At 43.7% G+C, this 2,925-nt stretch carries 4 protein-coding genes and 1 pseudogene; 4 read left to right on the plus strand and 1 reads right to left on the minus strand.

Features of this window, described 5'->3' with window-relative positions; translation table 11 throughout:
- Nucleotides 1–1,239: pseudogene (locus F6K37_RS36870) on the plus strand (filamentous hemagglutinin N-terminal domain-containing protein); the annotation flags it as partial.
- A 49-nt stretch (nt 1,240–1,288) separates the two neighbouring features.
- Here F6K37_RS36870 and F6K37_RS36875 read toward each other — a convergent pair.
- Nucleotides 1,289–1,441, minus strand: coding sequence for a hypothetical protein (locus F6K37_RS36875; RefSeq protein WP_287255941.1), 153 nt, complete (start codon nt 1,439–1,441; stop codon nt 1,289–1,291).
- 246 nt (nt 1,442–1,687) lie between these two features.
- On the opposite strand from F6K37_RS36875, the gene F6K37_RS36880 reads away from it, so the two are divergent.
- The 3 genes from F6K37_RS36880 (at nt 1,688) to F6K37_RS36890 (ending at nt 2,910) form a co-directional block, all read left to right on the plus strand.
- Complete coding sequence (locus tag F6K37_RS36880; RefSeq protein ID WP_287255942.1) at nt 1,688–2,023, plus strand: hypothetical protein; 336 nt, start codon at nt 1,688–1,690, stop codon at nt 2,021–2,023.
- Between the two features lie 77 nt (nt 2,024–2,100).
- Nucleotides 2,101–2,295, plus strand: coding sequence for a hypothetical protein (locus F6K37_RS36885; RefSeq protein WP_287255944.1), 195 nt, complete (start codon nt 2,101–2,103; stop codon nt 2,293–2,295).
- A 24-nt stretch (nt 2,296–2,319) separates the two neighbouring features.
- Nucleotides 2,320–2,910: a hypothetical protein gene (locus F6K37_RS36890; RefSeq protein ID WP_287255946.1), complete on the plus strand. Its 591-nt coding sequence runs from the start codon at nt 2,320–2,322 to the stop codon at nt 2,908–2,910.
- Nucleotides 2,911–2,925 lie beyond the last annotated feature (15 nt).

Consider the following 2,925-nt stretch of genomic DNA (forward strand, 5'->3'; position numbering starts at 1 on the left):
GCACCTCTTTTAACTGAAAGAAATAATGGGCAAGTTACCTTGTCTGGCGGAAAAGGCGGAGAGTTAAGTATAACTGCTACCGAGTCTATCGAGATTCAAGGTCAGGCAGGCATAGCAACTGCTACTCGCGGAAATGGTGATGCAGGAAAGTTATTTTTAAAATCTGGCAGAATAACTCTTGAGGAGGGAGCTACAATTTCGGCAGATACAATTATTGGTCCTGTTGCTACTTTTATTAATACTTCCGCAAATGCCGGGGATATAGATATTACAACCAACCAACTGAGCGTCCGCAGTGGTTCACGCATTGGCGCAGCAACCGCAAATGCAGGTAAAGGAGGAAATATAACCATCAATGCCTCAGAATTTATAGAAGTAACTGGTCTTTCTAAGGATGGCGAAGTTCCCAGTACTATATCTACAGAAGTACTGAAAGGTGCAACAGAGTCTGCCGGAGACGTGACAATTACTACTTCCAATTTAACCGTCACAGATAGAGGCCAGATATCTGCCCAAAGTCAAGGAGAAGGCGACGCTGGCAACATCGATATCAATGTCTCAGACATGTTAACAGCTACTGACGGCAATATCATTACTGCTACCACTAAATCTGCCGGAGGTGCTATCGATATCATAGCCAAAAATATTAGGCTACGCGGTGACAGTGACATTACCACCAGTGTCTTCAGCGGTGCTGACAACGGGGGCAATATTACCATCACCACTGACTCACTCATTGCCTTTGCTGACAGTGACATCCTAGCCTTTGCCCGTGATGGCCGAGGAGGTAATATTACCTTCACAACCCCCATCTTCTTCGGCTTTGCTTTCCGTCCAGCACCAAAAGGCACTGACCCAGCCACTTTAGATAATAATAACCGAGTCGATATCAACGCCAGTGGTGCTATCCCTGGGATTATCGATATACCCAACCTCGATTTTATCCAAAACAGCCTGACAGAGTTACCGGACAATCTGATTGACACCGACAATCTGCTAGCCAATAGCTGCATTGTCCGAACCAGTGAACAAGAAGGAAAATTCATCATTACCGGTGGTGGTAACTTACCCACCCGCCCTGGGGATGCTTCAGTTTCACGTTATCCCACTGGAGAGGTACGCACGGTCCCGAGTCAGAGTGCCTCTCGTCCTTGGCAAAAGGGTGACCCAATTGTTGAAGCAACGGGGGTGTATCAACTGCCCAATGGACGCCTAGTGATGGGGCGGGAATGTTCTTGAGGCTGGGGGTTAGGGATTTTGGGCAAAAGGTTTGAGTGCGTAGGGTGCGTTAGGGACGGGCTTGCCCTGATTTTCTCAGTAGCCAGTGTTGGGATAGTCCGTCCCGTAACGCACCACCCAACAGGGTAAACGGTTTAATTAGCAGTATGTAGTTTTCAGCAATTCCACTGACCAAATCCTGCCATGAGTCTTGTATATCCAAGCGATCACATTGGTAGATATGGTTAATGAATTATATCAGCCTTAACTTTATTCTTGAAATTAAGCAACAAGCTAAGGGAGTTGCTGAACAAATTATCTCTAATTAATTTGTTTTTTTTGAACAACTAACGACCAATATCTAAGCCTTAAGTTTGGCTAGATATTGGGGTTCTATAGAATTCATTAAATACCTAGAATGTGAAGGATAAACCAGATGATTTTCATGATAGAGAAGTCAAAACCGATCATGACTATTGCCGCTATTAGTACAGTGTTGGTAACAAGTCTAATTAGTTCGGCTTCAGCACAGAATTATCCAGAAAATTGGCGCGATAGTAATAATGACGGTATTTTTGACCAGTCCTACGATCCGTCTTTGTCCCCAGAAAATTGGCGCGATAGTAATAATGACGGTATTTTTGACCAGTCCTACGATCCGTCTTTGTCCCCAGAAAATTGGCGCGATAGTAATAATGACGGTATTTTTGACCAGTCCTACGATCCGTCTTTCTCCCCAGAAAATTGGCGCGATAGTAATAATGACGGTATTTTTGACCAGTCTTACGATCCGTCTTTGTTTTAAGACACTCCTAATCAAAACTCTAACCGAGAGGGTGCATCTCATTTTTACTGTTTGACCCGGTGAGTGTAACAGGCATCTTGCCTGTTACAGTTTTCGGACGGGCTGTCCCAACACTGGGAAAGAGGTGGAAAATCAGAGCCAGCCTTTTGGTGGTGCGTTACGGGGCGGACTATCCCAACCCTGGCTACGAGGCTAAAAATAAGGGCAAGTCCGCCCCTAACACACCCTACGCACTAATTGAAAACCACTTATCTTCATCAGCAACAGACTGATTATTTCAACTTAAGGAGAAACAAATGCGGTTTGGATTATTTTCTTCTCTGATCACAGCCACCATTATCATTACTTCTGTTATACCTGCCTATGCTGAACCCTACAGCTCTTGGATTAACCATGATGCTTTAGCTGATAATCCACGCACCTATTGCAACGATATTGTAGCTGCTAATCGGCAAAATAATATTGTTTCTACTGAGAGTACTAGCAGTCTATCCCATCAGTTTAATCGGGAATACTCTCAAGAATCTAACAGCTTCTATAACCGCGCTGCTGGAGGTGGAGGTGGTGTCAGTATTTTTGGAATTCGAGGTAATGCTAATGGTAAAAAAGAAACAAATCGTCGCAATAGTCAAGCTACAAATCAAGTCCAAAGTGGTCGGAATCATCAGCAATATGGACAGCGTTATCATCACGATCGCTCAAGTGTTACCAACGTAGTAGCTGGATTAAACTGTGAAGCATTCGTTAAAGGTGCTGCGTATATAGAAGCAACACAAATCAATGCTGATGTTCAACATCATGCAATTGATGCTAAAGAGAGTATGAATCGTCTAGAACTAGAACATCAACGAAAAAATTATTATTTCGACATTTTGATGAATCCATAGTCTAGAAATGCCCCA

It is taken from the genome of Moorena sp. SIO4E2 (assembly GCF_010671945.1).
GTDB classification, from domain to species: domain Bacteria; phylum Cyanobacteriota; class Cyanobacteriia; order Cyanobacteriales; family Coleofasciculaceae; genus Moorena; species Moorena producens.

What these genes read in the sequence shown, in the direction of transcription:
- F6K37_RS36880 (WP_287255942.1), top strand. Translation starts at nt 1,688, where the DNA reads ATGACTATTGCCGCTATTAGTACAGTGTTGGTAACAAGTCTAATTAGT.
- F6K37_RS36890 (WP_287255946.1), top strand. Translation starts at nt 2,320, where the DNA reads ATGCGGTTTGGATTATTTTCTTCTCTGATCACAGCCACCATTATCATT.